Consider the following 16,448-nt stretch of genomic DNA (forward strand, 5'->3'; position numbering starts at 1 on the left):
GACATGATCGACAGACGTGAATTCATCGTCGCCATCGGCGCGACGGGGCTGCTTGCGGCTTGCCAGAGCGGCCCGCCGAAACCATCGGTCATCTCGGTCAACGTGACCGGCGGCGCCGGCATGAATCCGGGACCGGGCGGCGGCGACCGGCCGGTGACGGTACTGGTAATGCGGCTTGCCAGCACCGGCAAGTTCAACTCGGCCGACTATTTCGCGCTGCAGGGCGATGCGGGCTCGGCGCTCGGGGCCGACCTCATCGGCTCCGACACGATCTCGGTCGCGCCGGGCAAAACGGCGGCCAAGACCATCACGGTCGAGCCGAACGCCACCGCGCTCGGCTTCGTGGCGCTGATCCGCGAGCCTGGCGGACGCAACTGGCGCACGACCAAGTCGGTGTCGCCGGGCTCGAAATTCACCATCAACGTCAGCCTCGGCAAGGGCGGCATTTCCGCCTGACGGCAAGACAAGCACGGCAGTGCAGAGAGCAGTGGCATGAGCGACGCAAACAGGGTGCTGTGGTCCGAGGGCCTGTTTCTCAGGACCCAGCACTTCCAGCAGCAGGACCGGTTCTTCGAGGGGATGGTGCGCGGCGCCTTGCAGGCCGGCCAGCTCCATACGTTCGGATTCCAGCAGCTGACGCTCGACCAGTCGCTGCTCGATGCCGGCCAGGTCTCGATCGTGTCCGCCCGGGGCATCTTCCCGGACGGCACGCCCTTCTCCATCCCGGAACTGATGGACGCGCCGAAGCCGCTGCCGGTCACGGCCGACACCGGCGCCGGGCCGGTGCTGGTGGCGTTGCCGCTCGAGCCGCCCGGCGGCGTCGGATTCGATCCGGCGCATGCTGCATCGACGGGCGCGCGCTACCACGGCAAGATCGTCCCGGTGCGCGATGCCGTGCAGGGCGGCGCCGATCCCGAGGAAATCGAAATCGCCCGACCGCAAGCGGTGCTGCTGGCGCCCGGCAAATCGGTCGGCGGCTACACCGCGCTGCCGGTCGCCGACATCACGGGCGTGCGCGCCGACGGCGGCGTCTCGCTCGACCAGGCCTTCCTGCCGCCGACGCTGATCACCGGCGCCGTCCACTGGTATCGGCAATTGCTGCAGGAGGTCGTCACCGGCCTCGACCAGATCGCCGAGGCGCATGGCAAGATGGTGATGGGCGGGGCCGGGCGCAGCGTCGAGGACCTTTTGATGCTGCACTTGGCCAACGCCGCGCGGCCACGCCTTGCCCATATGCTGGCCCAGGATGTCTTCCATCCGGCCGAGCTGTATCTCGAACTTGCCGGCCTCGCCGGCGAGATGGCGACCTACGGCTCGAGCTCGCGGCGGCTCGGCGAATTGCCGCCCTACGACCACATGGCGCCCGGCCCCGCCTATATGGCGCTGGCCGACGCCTTGCGTTCGCTCATCCTCAGCCTGCGCTACATCGAGCCGAAATCGCGCGCGCTGCCGGTCATGCGGCACGCGACCAATGTCTGGAAGGTGCGCATCGACAACCCGAAGCTTTTGGTCGCCAGCCGCATCGTCATCCGCGTCGGCTCCGAGCTTTCGGAAGACGCGCTGCGCAAGATCTTCGTCAACCAGGCGACGGTCGGATCCGCCGACCAGTTCGAAGGCCTGTGGAAGTCTCGCCTGCCTGGCATTCCGCTGAAACCGCTTCATTCGCAGCCGCGCGAGATCCCTTATGACGGCGACCGGCTGTGCCTGGAGCTCGACCAGAAGAGCGAGCATTGGGCCTCGCTGCTCGACGCCCCCGGCTTCGTCATCGGCGTTTCCGGTGTGCTGCCGAGCGAGCCGCAGGTCGACTGCTATTCGGTGAACAGGTGAGGCCATGAGCCGGGATGATCCTTTCGGACTGTCGGAGGATCGCGAGCGCACCCGCATCCGGCTGACCGGCGCGGCGCCCCGGCCGATGGCGCCGCTGACGCCGGGCGCGCCGGTCAAACGGGCGCGCTCCCATCCCAATACGCTCATCAACATCTTCGCGCCGCTGCTCGAATTCGCGCCCGAGCTCGAAAGCGCGCTGGCGCCGGAGAACCCGGAAGTCATGCGCACGCGCCTGCTCGACGAGTTGGTGCGGGCCCGCGATGCAGCGGTTGCGGCCGGTTCATCGCTGGAGCGCGCCGATCAGGCCGCATGGGCGGTAGCGGCGCTGCTCGACGATCTCGCGCTCAACACGCCATGGGGCGGCGCCAGCGCCTGGCCGCGCCAGCCGCTTGTGGTCATGCTGCGCGGCGACGTCGACGCCGGCACCCAGTTCTTCACGCGGCTCGACGAGCTGGAGCGGCATCCCAACCGCGACCGGGAAATGCTGGAGCTGCAATATTACTGTCTCGCGCTCGGCTTCCGCGGCAAGTATCGCGTGCCCGGGCGCGCCGGCGACCGTTCGCTCAACGCCGTGCGCGTGGCGGCGGCGCGCTTCCTGCGCAACGCGGACGCGGAGGACGCGCCGCTGTCGCCGAACTGGAAAGGCGTGATCGCCTCCGACGAGCCGCAGCGCTTCATCGTTCCGATCTGGGTGATGGCGCTTGGGGCGATCGTCGTCGCCGCGGCTGCCTATATCGGCCTGTCGATGGGCCTGAGCAGCCAGGCGGTCGAACTCTCGGCGCTGGTGCGCACGCTGCCGCCGGCCTCGCGCGGCGACGTCACCCGCGCCGCGCCACAGCAAGATGCGCCCGAACCGCCCCAGCCCGTCGATTTCGCGCTGCTGCCCGAATTCAAGGCCGAAGCGCCGGACAACCTCAAGGGGGCGCTGAGCGGCACGGAGAGCGTCTCGCTGGCCAAGCTGATCGTCCAGTCCTCCAATCCGGAGCTGTTCCAGTCTTCGCGGCCGACGCTGACGGAAGGGTACGAGCCGCTGATCGCAGCGATCGCCAAGGTGATCCTGGACAACAAGGAGCTGATCGGGAAAATCACCGTCGTCGGCCATACCGACAATGTGCGCCTGCAAAAGTCCAACCCGTTTGCCAGCAACCAGCGGCTGTCGGAAGCGCGCGCCGAAACCATAGCCAAGCTTCTGGTGCAGGCCGGCGTGCCGCAAGAAAGCATCTCTTCCGAGGGTCGCGCCGAAACCGATCCGGTGGCCGACAACTCGACACGCGAAGGCCGTGCGCTCAACCGGCGCGTCGAGGTCCTGGTCGAGAAGAGGCTCTGAGATGTTCATCCTGCGCTTCCTCTGGGCCGTCATCACCTCGCGATTCCTATGGACGCTGATCGGCATCGCGCTGCTTTCGCTGTTGATCTGGGTGTTCGGCCCGATCGTGCAGGTCGGCCCTTACGCGCCGTTCGAATCCGACAATGTGCGCATTGCCATCATCGCCGGGCTGATCATCCTGTGGCTGATCTGGCTGATCGTCGCGCAACGCCGCGCAATCCGCGCCAACCGCATGTTCGTCGCCGAGATCGCGGCGCCGGTGGCCGAAAAGCAGCTCACACCCGGCGAGGAGAGCGTCGCGGCCGTCGGCGCCAAGTTCGGCGAGGTGATGGCCGAGCTCAAGCGGCGCAAGCTCGGCGGCCGCAAATTCCTGCGCGAGATGCCGTGGTATGTGATCGTCGGACCGCCGGCCACCGGCAAGACCACTGCCTTGCGCCAGTCCGGCCTCAATTTCCCGATCGACCTCACCGACGATCTGCAGGGCGTCGGCGGGACGCGCAATTGCGACTGGTTCTTCTCGGAGAACGCGGTGCTGATCGACACGGCGGGCCGCTACGTCCAGCAGGAAAGCCAGCCGGACGTGGACGCGACGGAATGGCTGGGCTTCCTCGATCTCCTGAAGAAGCATCGGGGCCGGCGTGCGCTCAACGGCGTCATCGTCGCGCTGTCGATCGACGCGCTGTCGGAGGGCGACGAGGCGATCAAGGCGCATGGCAGAAAAATCCGCCGCCGGCTGGCGGAACTCAACGACCGGCTGGAGATCCGCCTGCCCGTCTACCTGATGCTGACCAAGGCCGACCTGATCAAGGGCTTCGAAGCCTTTTTCGGCGGCTTGTCGACGACGGCGCGCGAGCAGGTGTGGGGAACCACTTTTCCGCTCGACGCGCGTGTCAACGCCGGCACGATCCAGACGGAACTCGCCAGGCTGGCCTCCGAGCTGGAGCGGCGGCTGGTGCCGCGGCTCGAGGACGAGGACAAGCTCGGCCAGCGCGCCGAGATCTTCCGTTTCCCGGCGCAGCTCGCGAGCCTCTCCGAGCCGATCCAGGTACTGGTCGAGGCGATGTTCGGCGAAAGCCGCTACGAGGAGGCCGCCTGGCTGCGCGGCCTCTATCTGACCTCGGCGACGCAGGAAGGCGCGCCGATCGACCGGCTGACCGCCGCCCTTTCCTCATCCTTCGGACTGCCGCCGCGCCGCGCCATGCCGGCGGCGCGCGTCGAGAAACGGAGCTTCTTCCTCAGGAGTCTGCTCACCGAAGTGATTTTCAAGGAGGCCGGCCTCGGCACGTTCGATCCGCTGGCGCAGCGCCGCCGCGCCTGGATCTGGCGCGGAGCCGCCGCCGCGTGCGCGCTCGCCGCCTTGCTCGCCGGCGGACTGTTCACCTGGTCCTATCTCGACAACCGCAATGCGATCACCGAGCAGGCCGGCCAGTTCGAGGCTTTGCAGCAACCCCTGACCGACGTCGCCGCCATGCCGGCCGCGGTCGAGCAGCCGACCATGGACGGCGCGCTGGCGGCGATGGACGCGGTGGCGACGGCCCGCACCGCACCGCCGGACGCAATCCACAACCTGCTCGGCCCGACGGCTTCGGCCGAGTTGGTGCGCGCGCAGACCGATACCTACGACCATGCGCTGCGCAACGTGCTGGAGCCGCATATGGTCGCGCTGCTGGAGGCCACGATGTGGCGGCAGATCCGCGACCCGGACTTCATGCTCGGCGCGCTGAAGGCCTACCGGATGATGACCGGGCTGTCGCAGATGGACACCGACTTCGTCCAGAACTGGTGGGTGAACAGCCTGCCGCAATTCGCGCCGGCCGCACCTTTCCCGACCGCGGACGCCGAAGAACACCAGCTTGCCGCCATCCGCCGCATGGCGGTCGACGACAGCTACATCGCGCCGGACAAGGAACTGGTCGCCGAGGCGCTGAAGACGGTGTGCACGATCTCGCTGCCGGAGCGCGCCTACAAGCAGCTCCTGGCCGATCCTGAGGTGGCAGCCGTCAAGGAATGGGTGCCGGCCAATTTCGCCGGGCCGAACGGCGCCAAGGTGTTCGCGCGCCGCTCCGACAAAACGCTGCGTGTGGGTGTGCCGGGCCCCTACACCTATGCCGGCTTCCACGACGCGATCCTCGACCGGGTCGAGGATGTCGCCGGACAGGCGGCGCTCGACCGCGCCGTGTTTGCCGGCGGCTGCTCGGAGAATTCGGAGACGTCGGTCTCGGCGCTGTCGGAAGACATCCTGAAGCTCTATTACGACGACTATATCGCGCAGTGGGACTCGTTCCTGCGCGACATGCGGCTGGCGCCGCTGACGGATCTGAACGTCGCGAGCGAAAACCTTAAGGATCTTTCCAGCGCCGACTCCGCGCTGAAGCGCCTGCTGACCGCGGTGGTGCAGGAGACCGACCTGACCCGTTCGGACGATGCGGGGGCCGACGACAAGAGCGGCGGCGCCGCCAAGACCGGCTCGAAGCTCTTGAGCAAGCTCGGAAAACTGGGCAAGGTGGTGAAGACCGGCGCGAAATTGCTGCCCCGCGCGGGCTCGGCCGACCAAGTCGACATGACCGGCAGCCTGGTGGCCGAGCATTTCAAGCCGCTCAAGGGCACGATCACCCAGGTCGACGGCCAACCGCCGGCGCTCGACGCCGCCGTCGTGGCGCTGACGGCGCTGTCCAACGTGCTGCAGACCGTGACCGCCAATCCCGACCCGCAGGACGCCATCAAGAAGCAGGGCGGCCTCGCCGAACTGACAGGCGCGGTTGCGAGACAAGCGCAGGTCCTTCCCTCGCCGATCAACGACTGGCTGGGGGGGATTGCCGGCGACACCAGCGGCCTGTCGCAGAAGGCCGTCACCAACGAGCTCAACGCCATCTGGCGGGCGGACATCCTGCCCTTCTGCCAGGCCGCGCTCAACAACCGCTATCCGTTCAGTCCGGAGAGCGCGGTCGACGTCAATGTGCGCGACTTCCAGCGCCTGTTCGGGCCGACCGGGCTGATCGACGCCTTCACCAACGACCACCTGATCAACTACGTCGACACCGCCAGCGAGCCATGGAAATGGCGCGCCGATTTCGGCCTGGACCCGGCGGCGCTGGCGGCCTTCGAACAGGCGCGCCACATCCGCGACGATCTCTTCCCCGGCGGCACCGGCCCTGTGATGAATTTTACGCTGGAGCCGAAGGACCTGTCGCCCAACGTGGCGCGAGTAACGCTCAACCTCGATGGCCAGAACCTTGTCTACTACAACAACGCGACGAGGCCGCAGCCGATGACATGGCCCGGCAAGGACGGCACCGGCGTGATCTCGCTCGCCTTCCAGCCGGTCGACGGCTCGCCTGAGATAATGCTCAACGAGACCGGCAGCTGGGCGTGGCTGAGAATGCTGCGCGGCGGCCGCTTCAACGCGACCAAGCTCACCGACGTCTACAGCCTGCGGCTCGGCACCAAGGGAATGTGGGCCGATTTCGAGCTCAAGGCGGCCAGCGTCGAAAACCCCTACACGCTCGAAATGTTCAAAAAGTTCACATGTCCGCCACAGATCTGATCCTGCCCGGCTTCTACGGCAAGATGCCCGCCGCCGGCGATTTCGTGACGCGGCGGCTGCCGGGCGATTTCGTGCGCGTGTGGGACCGCTGGCTGGCGCAGCACATCGTGCCGCTGTTCGGGCTCGAGGCCTGGCCGACCAGCACGGCCTTGCGCTTCCTCAGTGGCCCTGGTGCCTTCGGCGGCTCGGCGGGCATCGTGCTGCAAAGCGCAGACCGGGTCGGCCGGCAATTTCCATTGAGCGTCGTCGCAAGGCTCCCGGAGGCGCCCCTTAAGCTGGCCTATGCGGACGCATGGTTCGAAAGCATCGAGACCCCCGCCCTGGCCGCGCAGCAGGGCGAGCTGGCGCCCGACGAGCTCGACGCGGCGCTGGCCGCCCTGGCGGTTCCAATTGTCGGCGGCGAAGGCGATGTCATCGAGGGCCTCGTGGCGTGGACGGCGCACTCGGATATTTTCGACGTCGATCCGCAGGCGCCGCAATCGACGCTGGAGCAGATCTTCGCCGCGAGTTGGGAGACCAGCTGATGTTCGTCAGCCAGAACACCACGCCGTTTCTTGCGGAGACTTTTCCCTATCAGGACAAGCACTGCGCGAAGTTCTGCATCGCGGTCGTGCGCGCGACATACGACGTCGACGAACATGGCAACTGCACGCCGAGCCGGCAGCAGTCACCTTTCGTCTACGCCGATACCCACTACGGCAATCCGGAGCTCACCTCCATCCGTGTCGAAACCGACTTCGCTCCCGTCAAGCCCAAATGCGAGGTCCTGCTCGATGCAGTGGCGATGGCACCGCGTGGGCGGCAGGCCGAATCGGTCGAAGTGCGCCTGGTTGGTCCGGGATTGGACAAGCGCGCCGTGGTTACAGGCCAACGGCGCTGGTTCAGAGGAGGGCTGGGCATCCAGGCCTCGCGGCCGACGCCGTTTGTTTCGATGCCCTTGGCATGGCACCTCGCCTTCGGCGGCACCGACCGAACTGATCCTGATCTGGCGAAGCACCGCGGCGACGCCGTCAACCCGATCGGCAGCGGCTACCTTGTCGGCCAGAGTGACATTGATGGGACCCCGCTACCGTGTATCGAGCACCCGCAATCGCGAATGCGCATCTGGAACGACCGGCCGCGCCCGATCGGCTTCGGCCCGGTACCACGCTTTGCCAAGGAACGCGCGCGCTACGCCGGCACCTACGATAAACACTGGATGGAGAACGTGCTGCCCTTCCTGCCGCAGGATTTCGACGACCGCTACTTTCAGGCGGCGCCGGAGGACCAGTGGCTCGACAAGCTTAGCCCGGGAATGATGTTCGGCTGCGTGAACATGAACGACTCGGGCCGGTTCAAGGTCAGTGTGCCGATGCTCGGGGTGCCCGTTAGATTCATGTATGACGATCACACAGAGCACAAGGTCGTGAACCCCGATACGCTCAATCTGATCCCGCATGAAGGCAAGATCGTGCTGGTCGGGCGCGCGGCAGTGAAGCTGCCGCGCAAATTCGTGCGGCTGCAGCAGGTCCAGGTGGGGCCGCCGCGCAAAGAGCTTGCGGCCAAGCCGCACTATGCCGGCCTTGGCGAGGCGATCGCTGCGCTCTCTAAGCTGCGAGGCCGACGCCGATGACTGTCGTCAGCTGCGTCAGCCTCGTTTCGCCGGTCGGCTACAGCGCCGCCGCGACCTGCGCGGCGCTGCGGGCCGGCATCGCGGCGTTCGAAGAACTCGACTATCGCGACCGCATGGCGATACCGATCCGCGGTGCGCGCGTCGACGCCATCGCGCCATCCAGGCGCGGGCTTGAGCGGCTGCGCATGCTTGCGCGTCTGGTGCTGGAACACATCGAACCCGACATCAGAGCGGCGCTGCCCTGGGCGCAGATGCCGCTGATCCTTTGCACCCGCGAGAAGGAAACGCCCGGCGCGCGGCTGAACGGCATGTTCGCGGACCTGCGTTTTCCCGATGGCTCGGCGGTGAACGAGCGGCGCACGGCGCATATCGCTGCCGGCCAGCCTGCCGCCTTCGCGGCGCTGATGCAGGCGCGCAAGATGCTCGACGAAGGCGCTCCGGCATGCCTTGTCCTCGCGATCGACAGCCTCATCGACGCCCGCACGCTGGCTTGGCTCGACCGCCATATGCGGCTGAAGACGAGCGTGACGACGGACGGGCTGATCCCCGGCGAGGCCGCATGCCTGGCGGTCGTCAGCCACCGTCCGCTGACGCCGCGCCATGTCGCGATTCGCGGTCTGGGGCTTGGCGAGGAGACGGCAACGGCGATCAGCGAGGAGCCTTTCCGTGCCAACGGACTGGCGGGAGCCTTGAAGACAGCGCTCGCCTCGGCGCGCACCGAAATGCACGAAGTGGCCTTCCGCCTCAGTGACGTGGCGGGTGAATCCTATGCCTTCGAGGAACTCGTCATCGCGCAGATGCGCAACATGCGCCAGTCGCGGCCGGAACAACCGGTGTGGCACGCCGCCGACTGCATCGGCGACACCGGGGCGGCCGCGGGACTGATCCAGCTTGCATGGGCGGAGCAGGCTTTCAGCCGTAACTACGCGCCTGGCGCGTTGGCAGCGCTGCATGGCAGCTCAATGGCCTTCGGCGGGCGCGCCGCCGCGATCGTCTCAGCTTGAGGAGGGCGAGATGACCAAGAACGTCTTCGCCGGAATGTGGGAGATCGCCGCCGAGAACGGCATGAACAAGTCTATTGCCCGGTTTCCCGACGTGTGCATGTCGCCACCTTCGCCGCCGGCTGGCCCGATTCCGATCCCTTACCCGGATACCTCGTTTTCCAACAATTTGAAGTCCGGCTCCAGCACCGTGAAGATCGGCGGCGAAGGCGCCGCCCTGGCGCAAAAATCCTACTACCAGGAATCCGTGCTCGGCGACGAGGCTGCTACTCGTACCTTTGGCGCCAACGTCGTCACGCATCAGATCACCGGCAAAACGTACTTCCAAGCCTGGTGCATGGACGTCAAGTTCGAAGACAAGAATGTCTGCCGGCATTTCGATATCACGACCAGCAATCATGCTTCGGCGGCGACCACGACCGCACCGCTTGTGTCGTTGGAAATGCAGAACCTCGCCGATTCGCAATATGCCATTGACGTCGGTGTTTGCCCTTGCTGCGGCGATGCGTTGCATGAGTGGCAGCGCGATCCGGACAGCACTGAAACGCCCAAGAAGCCTTACAAGGCAGTCACATCGACGGAATTCTGGCAATCACGCGTCGATCGGCTGCCGGCAGGCGCAAACAAGACCGAAATGGAGAAGAAATTCAAGGATTTCGTGATGGCGAAAAGCGCGGCACGAGCGAACAGTCGCGCCGGAGGGGCTGGCTGCAACAACGTCCATCCCAGTGAGACGAGTGGTTGCGCCATCCATTTCGAGATACCGCCAGGTAAACGACATCCAGATCCGGACAATCCTGGCGATGTTCTGACGACATCGGGGCTATGCGCAAAGGATTTTGGACATACAAAGAAGATGCGCATCGATGCAGTTTGGTCAGCGAGAACCGGAAAACCAGCGGTGAGCGGCACGTCGCGGAATCATATAACACCGAAACAGGCTGGCGGATGCAACGACCCGAATAATGTCGTCCCTGCCAATATGATGGGTGGCCCCGAATGCGACGTGATCGAGGATCTGCAGGGGGATCTTGAGACCGGAACCGGCAGCCTGATCTGACATCGAGGATTGGCGTTTGACACAAGAAAATTTCGCTTCCGATCAACCGTTCCGGCCGCTCGCTCTCGGATTCTTCATTGAGGAAAACAACGAGCTGACTGACGTCGAGCCGATCGTGCAGGGTTCCGACTGGCAGCGGATTTATGCCATAAATCTGCTCTGCCGACAGGGTGATTTCTCCAAGACGCACCACGTCGCTCCAATTCTCATGCGCAGTACTGAAAGCTTGATCTGGTCGGCGGGCGTCAACATCATCGCGTCTGCTGGCAGATGGGAAGATGTGCAGAAAGCGCTGAGTGTCTTTCAGGAACGCATCGATACACGGTGGGTCCGGTACAATATATCGCTATTGCTCGGGCTGTCCTGCGACCTGCGTGCGGTCGACCCGCTGCTAAAGATATACGGACGCTGCACAGACCCCGAGGAGGATGGGGATCAGACGCTGCGTGAGCTTTCCTATTTGCTGGAAGCCGCAAACAAGGAGATCTTCGGCGGCGGCGGCGCCGAAATCGAGCATCAGCGTATCGTGAATCTTGCTGTGCCTCTGCGAGACGCGCTCTCTCGTTCGGTTCAAGGGACCAAAATATTCGAAAGCGAGACGTTCGATGTCGTAAGACTCGCAACGCGGATGTTGGCGCAGGCGGAAGATGGAAATTTGCAGAGCGAGCGGTTTTATCGTGTCAGGCTTCTATTTGAAGCGAATACGGGCGTGAATTGTTCTTCGTTCTTTGATGAATTAGGGCGCCCAGACCGTCTAGCCGTCATAGCCACTCTTGAGGAATTTTTCGACGGTAATCCACGAGGAAAGTATCAGCCCGGTCAGCGCTACTTCTTTGGCCATCCGCTTCTACCCTAGGATTATGCCACGCGGTTTTGGGCCCGCCAGGATTCCACCCGATCCGGAACAGCGACGCCCACCAACTCATCGTCGAAAAACTCTGCAAACGCCGGTCCCAAATCCGTCGGATCGACGGTGAACATCTTCGTCTCGGCGCGCGCTTCCGGAAACAGCTCCAGAAATGCCGCGCAAGCCGCGACGGCGACATTGGGTTCTTTCATTCGCTCGATCAGCCACGGCAGGATCGCACGATCACCCAGCATACCTATACCCCGCACGGCAAGCGGTGCGGTGGCGGCCGATTTCATCAACCCGCCCATCCAGCTACGCACGTCCTTGTCAGGACCAGCCTTGATGGCGCCGCGCAAGGCAGTCAGCGCGTCGGGTCCGCCGGCGACAGCCGCCTTGCGCAACTCGGCTCGCGCCAGATCGCCGGAGCCCAGTTCCGTCAGCGCCCATCCAGCCCAAAGCCGCACGATTCCGTGCCCGGACTCCAGTGCCGACGCCATCTCCCGCGCGAGATCGGCTCGCTTCAGCCGGCCGGCCAGACGTAAGGCGAATGCACGCGTCGTCGCATCGGGATCGTTGACTAAGCGATCGAGCAATTTACTGGGGTCGACGCCGTGCTCAAGGCAGGCGCCCACCGCGAGATAGCGCTTGAACGCGTCCGGCGCGACCAGCCAATCGCGAACGAGGTGCGCTATTTTCGCCGGCTTGTGCCAGCCCATGGCGCCGATCAGACCGCGGCGCTCGTCCACGTCTTTTGCCGCCGCCACGCCCTCCTCCATGCGGGAAGGGTCGCCCTGCTCGATCGCCATCCAGCCAATGACGAAGAACTCGCCTTTGTCCGGAAAGTCCTTGAGCTGTCGTTCGGCTGCCGGCCATGCGGCCGCGCCGGCGATCCGCAGACCATCCAGATTGATCTCGATGCGTTCACCGATCTCGCCGATCACCGTCTCGTCCGGCGGATCCTTCTGGCCCCAGCTGTCCCGCTGTGCCCATAGAAACGCGGCCTGCTCGACGTGCTGGCGCACAGCCTCCACCGCGACGCGTCGCGCCGAGACGAAGAGCTGTTCGCCTGCCGACACCATCAGTTGAGATTGATCGAGCCGCCGCGAATGCGCTGCGCGCCGCTGGCGTGACTGGTGATGTGAGCGCCACGAATGGTGATGCGGCCGTCCGCCTCCATCAGGATAGTCGCCTTGCCGCATCTCAGTTCCAGGCGTTCCTCGGCGGTGATCCGCACATGCTGCCCGTCACGGATAACTTGCGGAGCCGTCTTGGCGCGGTTGGGTTCGATGATCCGGCCGACGATCAAAGGCCTGCGAGGGTCACCCTCCTGGAACAGCAAGGCCACCTCACAGCCGATCATATCGGAAGACAATTCGCACAGGCTGCGAGCGGACAACGCCGTCTTCTCCGGATTGCCGGGAAAAACAACCAGCGGGGACTCCTCTCCGAACCCCAGGAACGCACCGATCACCACGCCGTCGATTTTGGCCCTGACCTTGCTCATCGCCACCCTCAATTCTCGTTGATCGTCGAGCCTTTGATGATCACGTCGCTCGAGGCCTTGATGTTGATCTTGCCCGAGCCCTTGACGGTGATATCCTTGCCCTCGATGATGATCGTCCCATCCTTCTTCATCACGATCTGTGCGCTGCCCGTTTTCAGGGTGATGCTCTCCTTGGCGTCGAGCGTGAAATTCTTGCCGACCTCGATAACGCCGCTCTCGCCGACGTCGATCTTGCTGCCCTTGGCTATTTTGAGCATATGCCCGCCACCAATGTCGGTGGCATCATTGGATGCGATGTTGGTGGAGCGAGAGGCGCCGACATCGGTCGCCTGTGACGCGGCGATCGCAATGGTCTGTCCGGCTCCGATGCTGATATCTTGCCCCGCGCCGATGGTCCACGAGTCGCCGGCGCCAATGGTATGGCTCTGGCTGATCCCCACACTTACCGACCGCGTCGCCCCAATCGTATTCGTCTGTGAGGCACCCACGGTCCTCGCTTCGGCGGCGCCCACGGTGTCGACGCGCGCGATACCCACCGTGACCGTCTGATTGAGGCCCACCGTCTGCGAATGGTTGGCGTCGATGTTCTCCGTCGAGTTGGCGACGACATGGATCGTCTCGTTGGCCATAACCGTCAACGAACGGTTCGCGCCCACCGTTTCGGTGTCGTTTGACCCGATGTTGGTGGTCTGGTCGACGCCGATCTTGACGGTCTTGTTGTTGCCGACGTCCTCGTCGAGGTTGTGGCCGACGGAATGCTTGGCGTCGTGGTCGATGCGATCGGACTGGTCATGCTGGACCGTCTTGTTGCGGTCGTGCTTGATCAGCAGGTGGTGGTCCTTCTGGGCCTGGAAGTTGACCAGCTCGGAGCCCGCCTTGTCCTCGAACATCAGCTCGTTGTAACCGCCGCCGCCTTTCGAGGAATTCGACTTCCAGCCCGACTGCGTGGCGTTGCCCGGCAGCCCGTAGGGCGGCATCTGCGAGGCGTTGTAGACGCGGCCGGTGATGATCGGCAGGTCCGGATCGCCTTCGATGAAATCGACGATGACCTCCTGACCGATGCGCGGGATCTGAATGAAGCCCCAGTTGCTGCCGGCCCAGGTTTGCGAGACGCGCACGAAGCATGAGGAGTTCTGGTCCTTCTTGCCGAGCCGGTCCCAGTGGAACTGCACTTTCACGCGCGCATATTTGTCGGTGAAGATTTCCTCGCCCGAAGGGCCGACGACGGTCGCCGTCTGTGGACCGCGCATGATCGGCCGCGGCGTGATGCGCGGTGGGCGATAGGGCAATTTGGTCGGCGCCACGCCGAGCACCACCTTGAAATTCTCGTTGTGGGCCTCGTTCTGGGTCCGGTAGCCCGGGTCGAACAGCCGGTATTCGGCGCTGACCACCAGATAGTCCTGGTTCTGGTCGTCGCGTGGAAAACTCTCCAGCGTGAACTTGCAGCCGGAAAAAAGGCCGCGCACGGTACCCACCGCCGTGCTGTGCTGATGCACTGCCTGAAGTTCCTCGCGGCGGATTCCGGCGATCTTGTCGCCCCGCCCGACATCGAGATGTGCGCCGGGCTGACGATAGTTTTCGCCCGAGGCCTCCTTGTGAGCGAAGGGCTGAGCGGATTTCGTCATCAGATCGGCGCCGGGCTTCTCGAAATCATAGTCCGTATGGGCGTAGGCGCCCGGCCGCACCGCGCTGCCAGGAATCCATTCCGTGATGTATTCGACGTCGCGCCGCGAGGCGTGGCCCTCGAAATTGTAGAGCACCTTCTCGTAACCAGGCGCCGGCTTCAGCTTGCTCATCGCATCGCAGAGGATAAGCGTGTGCTTGCCCTCGTCATGCTCGAAGAAATAGAAGATGCCTTCGTGCTCGAGCAGCCGCTGCACGAAATCGAGATCGCTTTCATCGTACTGAACGCAATATTCGCGCGCGGGATAGGACCCCTGCAGCCGCTTCTCGAATTTGGCGATGCCGTATTTCGAGAATATCTTCTCGACGATCTCCACCGCCGTCATGTTCTGGAAGATACGGCAGTCGGTGGTGTTGCCGAGGAACCAGGGCCAAGGCCTGACGGTTGCCTCATAGAAGGCCAGCCGGTCCTCGATGCGGGTCAGCTTGAAATCCGACACGAGGCCGCTGAACCAGCGCTTCGGATCGGATTCGCCCTCGACCGAAACGACGCCGCCCAGCATCTTCAGCGGATCGACGTCACGATTCTTCGAGACGAAGCCGACCGTATAGGCGAAACAACGGCTGATCTCGTCGCGGCCGACGAGATGGGTGAAGGTCAGATCGGCGCCAGCCGGCGTCTGTACAACCGTGGCACGTTCGTTCGGCATGGGTCGTGCCCCTCCTCGACGCGGCCGCCAGTGTGATGGTTTGAAACCCCCGCTCTATTAACTGCATCACGTTCGGGAGCGTTCGAATTCACCGCACCGTAGGGCTGCAAGCCTAGCACATGTTTGGGGGAGGCCAAATAACAGCGATGGCTAAAGCTTGGCCATGCGCCGGTGTGAAACGTTCCTCTCCCGCTCGGCTTGCAAGCTGCTAGAATGCCGGAGCAATTCCGGGAAGGCTCCTGGCGGCTTTCCGCCTGGAATTGCGCGAAAGATAAGCATTTGTTGACCAAGTTCGGCGACGCTTCCGGATGTTCATCTCGCTCCAGATCAGCAATGTCGACAGGCTGCCGGCCGGCACCGCCGCCAGCTACGCCACCCGCGACCGCAGCTTCGAGATTGGCCGCGAGAATTGCGACTGGACGCTGTCCGATCCGGATAAGTTCATCTCGGGCCGGCATTGCGAGGTCCGCTACCAGGCGGGTTCGTTCTGGCTCTACGACCTGTCGCGCAACGGCACTTTCGTCAACGGTTCCAGCCAGCGCATGAGCGGGCCGCACCGGCTGGCCCAGGGCGACCGGCTGCTGATCGGCCGTTATGTCGTCGGTGTTTCGATCGAAGACGAACGGGCCGCGACCGGACATCCTCAGACAAGGACCGGATCGACGCAACGTGAGCTGCCATCCTCGACCGGCCGCCCCCTGGATCTCGGCCATGAGCCTTTCTTCAATCCGGCGGAGCAGCGCCCGGCCGGGGCGGCGCCCGTCTCGACATCCTCGGCGCTGCAGCCCGGCCCGGCGGTTCAGGCCAACCGACCCGCGGAGGCGGACGCGATATTGCGGGAGATCGCCAAGGCGGCGGGCATCGCGCCGGAGTTGCTGCAGGCGCGTGATCCGCATGACGTCGCGACCGAGATCGGCGCGGTGCTGAGGACCACGGTCGAGCAACTGTCCCTGCTGCTCAAGGCGCGCGCGGCGGCAAAGGTGCTCGCCAAGAGCTCGAACCGGACGATGATCGGCGCCGAGGACAACAATCCGTTGAAGTTCGTGCCGGGCACCGACGACATATTGGAGATCATGTTCGCCAAGCGCAGGGCCGGCTATCTCGACGCCAGGCATAGTGTCGAAGACGCGTTCCGCGACCTGAAGGCGCACGAAATCGCGACCTACGCCGCCATGCAGGCCGCGCTGTCGCGGTTGCTTGACGACCTGTCGCCAGAGGCGATCGCCAGGAAAATTCCGCCGGCGTCCTTCTCGTCCAGGAAAAGCCAGGCCTGGGATGCGCTTGTCGCGACATGGCGGACGATGGAAGACAAGCACGAGAACGGCATGCTGGATGTCTTCCTCGCCTATTTCGCCGAAGCCTACGCCAAGGCCGACAAGCAGAAATAACC

Annotated in this window: 13 protein-coding genes; 10 read left to right on the forward strand and 3 right to left on the reverse strand. The window is 64.5% G+C overall.

All coding sequences use genetic code 11. The annotated features are described in order from the left end of the window. Positions 1 to 3 precede the first annotated feature (3 nt). From tssJ to FJW10_RS03140, 9 genes are read left to right on the forward strand one after another with little or no spacing between them, the layout of a single operon-like run. The gene (gene tssJ, locus FJW10_RS03100) at positions 4 to 456 is read left to right on the forward strand and encodes a type VI secretion system lipoprotein TssJ (RefSeq protein WP_140898314.1); all 453 of its coding nucleotides are present in this window, start codon (positions 4 to 6) and stop codon (positions 454 to 456) included. 36 nt (positions 457 to 492) lie between these two features. Beyond that, positions 493 to 1,827 carry a type VI secretion system baseplate subunit TssK gene (tssK, locus tag FJW10_RS03105; protein WP_140898316.1) on the forward strand — a complete coding sequence of 445 codons (1,335 nt, stop codon included), beginning with the start codon at positions 493 to 495 and terminating at the stop codon, positions 1,825 to 1,827. Between the two features lie 4 nt (positions 1,828 to 1,831). Next, a complete protein-coding gene (tssL, locus tag FJW10_RS03110; protein WP_140898318.1) occupies positions 1,832 to 3,154 on the forward strand; it encodes a type VI secretion system protein TssL, long form in 1,323 nt (440 codons plus the stop codon). A 1-nt stretch (position 3,155) separates the two neighbouring features. Next, positions 3,156 to 6,698 carry a type VI secretion system membrane subunit TssM gene (gene tssM, locus FJW10_RS03115; protein ID WP_140898320.1) on the forward strand — a complete coding sequence of 1,181 codons (3,543 nt, stop codon included), beginning with the start codon at positions 3,156 to 3,158 and terminating at the stop codon, positions 6,696 to 6,698. Then, a complete protein-coding gene (gene tagF / locus FJW10_RS03120; RefSeq protein ID WP_181177386.1) occupies positions 6,680 to 7,222 on the forward strand; it encodes a type VI secretion system-associated protein TagF in 543 nt (180 codons plus the stop codon). Before tssM ends, tagF begins: the two co-directional genes overlap by 19 nt. Continuing rightward, complete coding sequence (locus FJW10_RS03125) at positions 7,222 to 8,310, forward strand: DUF2169 domain-containing protein (RefSeq protein ID WP_140898322.1); 1,089 nt, start codon at positions 7,222 to 7,224, stop codon at positions 8,308 to 8,310. Before tagF ends, FJW10_RS03125 begins: the two co-directional genes overlap by 1 nt. After that, positions 8,307 to 9,314 (forward strand): 3-oxoacyl-ACP synthase, encoded by a 1,008-nt coding sequence (locus FJW10_RS03130; protein ID WP_140898324.1) that lies wholly within the window; start codon positions 8,307 to 8,309, stop codon positions 9,312 to 9,314. Before FJW10_RS03125 ends, FJW10_RS03130 begins: the two co-directional genes overlap by 4 nt. 10 nt (positions 9,315 to 9,324) lie before the next feature. Next, on the forward strand, positions 9,325 to 10,371 hold the full coding sequence (locus FJW10_RS03135; protein WP_181177387.1) for a PAAR-like domain-containing protein: 1,047 nt from the start codon (positions 9,325 to 9,327) through the stop codon (positions 10,369 to 10,371). Positions 10,372 to 10,387: 16 nt separating this feature from the next. Continuing rightward, positions 10,388 to 11,227: a hypothetical protein gene (locus FJW10_RS03140; RefSeq protein ID WP_140898328.1), complete on the forward strand. Its 840-nt coding sequence runs from the start codon at positions 10,388 to 10,390 to the stop codon at positions 11,225 to 11,227. A 2-nt stretch (positions 11,228 to 11,229) separates the two neighbouring features. Here the strand turns inward: FJW10_RS03140 and FJW10_RS03145 are convergent, their stop codons facing one another. From FJW10_RS03145 to tssI, 3 genes are read right to left on the reverse strand one after another with little or no spacing between them, the layout of a single operon-like run. Beyond that, positions 11,230 to 12,300, reverse strand: a complete 1,071-nt coding sequence (locus FJW10_RS03145; protein WP_181177388.1) for a HEAT repeat domain-containing protein — start codon at positions 12,298 to 12,300, stop codon at positions 11,230 to 11,232. Then, on the reverse strand, positions 12,300 to 12,725 hold the full coding sequence (locus FJW10_RS03150; RefSeq protein ID WP_140834147.1) for a DUF6484 domain-containing protein: 426 nt from the start codon (positions 12,723 to 12,725) through the stop codon (positions 12,300 to 12,302). Before FJW10_RS03150 ends, FJW10_RS03145 begins: the two co-directional genes overlap by 1 nt. Before the next feature lie 8 nt (positions 12,726 to 12,733). Continuing rightward, a complete protein-coding gene (gene tssI / locus FJW10_RS03155; protein WP_140898332.1) occupies positions 12,734 to 15,058 on the reverse strand; it encodes a type VI secretion system tip protein TssI/VgrG in 2,325 nt (774 codons plus the stop codon). A 308-nt stretch (positions 15,059 to 15,366) separates the two neighbouring features. On the opposite strand from tssI, the gene tagH reads away from it, so the two are divergent. Then, positions 15,367 to 16,446: a type VI secretion system-associated FHA domain protein TagH gene (tagH, locus tag FJW10_RS03160; protein ID WP_140898334.1), complete on the forward strand. Its 1,080-nt coding sequence runs from the start codon at positions 15,367 to 15,369 to the stop codon at positions 16,444 to 16,446. Positions 16,447 to 16,448: the final 2 nt, after the last annotated feature.

Source organism: Mesorhizobium sp. B4-1-1 (assembly GCF_006439375.1).
Classification (GTDB): Bacteria; Pseudomonadota; Alphaproteobacteria; order Rhizobiales; family Rhizobiaceae; genus Mesorhizobium.

Excerpts from the sequence above, each read along its gene's own strand:
- tssJ (WP_140898314.1), top strand. The coding sequence starts at position 4 with ATGATCGACAGACGTGAATTCATCGTCGCCATCGGCGCGACGGGGCTG.
- tssK (WP_140898316.1), top strand. The coding sequence starts at position 493 with ATGAGCGACGCAAACAGGGTGCTGTGGTCCGAGGGCCTGTTTCTCAGG.
- tssL (WP_140898318.1), top strand. The coding sequence starts at position 1,832 with ATGAGCCGGGATGATCCTTTCGGACTGTCGGAGGATCGCGAGCGCACC.
- tssM (WP_140898320.1), top strand. The coding sequence starts at position 3,156 with ATGTTCATCCTGCGCTTCCTCTGGGCCGTCATCACCTCGCGATTCCTA.
- tagF (WP_181177386.1), top strand. The coding sequence starts at position 6,680 with ATGTCCGCCACAGATCTGATCCTGCCCGGCTTCTACGGCAAGATGCCC.
- FJW10_RS03125 (WP_140898322.1), top strand. The coding sequence starts at position 7,222 with ATGTTCGTCAGCCAGAACACCACGCCGTTTCTTGCGGAGACTTTTCCC.
- FJW10_RS03130 (WP_140898324.1), top strand. The coding sequence starts at position 8,307 with ATGACTGTCGTCAGCTGCGTCAGCCTCGTTTCGCCGGTCGGCTACAGC.
- FJW10_RS03135 (WP_181177387.1), top strand. The coding sequence starts at position 9,325 with ATGACCAAGAACGTCTTCGCCGGAATGTGGGAGATCGCCGCCGAGAAC.
- FJW10_RS03145 (WP_181177388.1), bottom strand. The coding sequence starts at position 12,300 with ATGGTGTCGGCAGGCGAACAGCTCTTCGTCTCGGCGCGACGCGTCGCG.
- FJW10_RS03150 (WP_140834147.1), bottom strand. The coding sequence starts at position 12,725 with ATGAGCAAGGTCAGGGCCAAAATCGACGGCGTGGTGATCGGTGCGTTC.
- tssI (WP_140898332.1), bottom strand. The coding sequence starts at position 15,058 with ATGCCGAACGAACGTGCCACGGTTGTACAGACGCCGGCTGGCGCCGAT.
- tagH (WP_140898334.1), top strand. The coding sequence starts at position 15,367 with ATGTTCATCTCGCTCCAGATCAGCAATGTCGACAGGCTGCCGGCCGGC.